Source organism: Aestuariivirga sp., from assembly GCF_037139295.1.
Classification (GTDB): domain Bacteria; phylum Pseudomonadota; class Alphaproteobacteria; order Rhizobiales; family Aestuariivirgaceae; genus Aestuariivirga.
Genome location: NZ_JBAXGR010000295.1, coordinates 1 through 1,738 on the forward strand (window position 1 = coordinate 1; position 1,738 = coordinate 1,738).

At 65.0% G+C, this 1,738-nt stretch carries 1 protein-coding gene; it reads left to right on the plus strand.

The genetic code is table 11. The annotated features are described in order from the left end of the window. Positions 1–1,738 (plus strand): non-ribosomal peptide synthetase (locus WCJ41_RS22055; RefSeq protein ID WP_336907978.1); only part of this gene is annotated, 1,738 nt, incomplete at both ends.

Sequence of the window (1,738 nt, forward strand, 5' to 3'; positions counted from 1 at the left end):
GGATGAATTTGTAGGCGTCCTCGTCGGCAGGTCGGCGCAACTCCCATGCGCATTCCTCGCCATACTCAAAGCAGGCGCCGTCTATGTTCCCATGGCCGCGGACCTTCCGGCGGAGCGGCTATGCGACATGGCCCGGCAATGCGGCATGCGCCGCCTCGTCGTGCTGGACGAAACACCCGTCCCTCCCATGCTCATGGAACTGCTTGAGAAGAATGCAAAGGAGGCCGGCGCGGGGGAGCGGATCCTTCTCAGGCCGGAGGCAGGTGATGCGCAGTCCGCCGCAACCCGCCCCGAGGCTCGCGGCACGCCGCAGGAGACCGCCGCCGTTCTGTTCACCTCCGGCTCCAGCGGCCGTCCGAAGGGCGTTCTTCTCAGCCATGCCTCCGCGCTCAACATGGTGCGCGGCCATATGGAGGCACAGAGGATCACGTCGCAGGACAGGTTCCTGCTTTCGTCATCGCCTGGTTTCATCCTTGGTTTCCGCGAACTTTGCCTGCCGATGGCGGCTGGCGCTGCTTATGTTCCCGCTTCGCGCGCCCTGCTTGACGATCCGCCGGGCCTGATTGCGTTGATGTCGCACCACAAGGTGACGGTCGCGCTGTTCACGCCTTCGTTCCTGCGTCTCCTCGACGGTGCGGTTCCCGATGGCCTGCGCCTCATCATGACGGCGGGCGAGCGGCCCAATGCGGATGACGCACGCCATTACGCAAGGCGGCTTGAATATTGGAACATGCATGGCGCGACCGAGATGTGCGGCACGATCTGCATGCATCGCGTCGATCCCGGCGACAGCGGCGCCATTCCGAGCGGCAAGCCCTTCCTCAACACGCAGGTGCATCTGCTCGACGGAGCAGGCAACGAGGTACCGCCCGGGGAGACGGGTGAAGTTTATGTGACAGGCCTGGGCCTTTCGCGCGGCTATCTCGGCCAGCCCGGGCTCTCCGCGCGCGCCTTCATCGAAACGCGCTACGGTCGGGCCTATCGAACCAACGACGTCGGCCGGTTCCGGCCTGGCGACATGCTCGAGACGCTTGGCCGTGCCGATGACGTTGTGAAAATTTCCGGCCAGGCAGTGTCGCTTTCCGAAATCGAGCAGGGCCTGCTGCGCAACCCGCTCGTCAGCCGCGCCGCAGCCGTGCTGCATGAAGGCAAGCTCATCGGCTTTGTCGAAGCCGATCCCGCCCGTGCGGCGGGTGAGGATTGGCGGCACTTCCTGTCCGGGTTCCTACCTGCATACATGCTGCCGGCCGCGGTGCTTGCGGTTCCTGAGATGCCCACCAATTCCGCCGGAAAGACGGATCGCAAGTCACTGGTTGCGATTGCAGAGGGCGCAAGCGCAGGGTCCCGCACGGCAGAGCGCGCGCAACTGCCCGTGGAAGGCGCGGAACGTGTGATCGCCAGCGCCTGGGAGGACGTCATCGGCGTCAAGCCCGTCCTGCGGCATGATAATTTCTATGCCATTGGCGGCACCAGCCTGCTCTCCATCGCCGTCAGCCAGAAATTGCTTGCGGCGGGGCTCGCCATAACACCGCAGATGATTTTGGCCTCCCTCACCGTTGCGGACCTCGCCGCACGGCTTGGGGACTGGCAACAGGCGCTGGATGAGCCGGGAGCAAACCAGCTTGCGGGAAAGGGCACACTCGGCCAGCAGGATTTCTGGGTAGCCGCGGAACTCGGCATGTCGCCAGGCGCCTCCCACATCACACGTATGCTGCGCGCCGAGGGTGCCGTTCCCGAG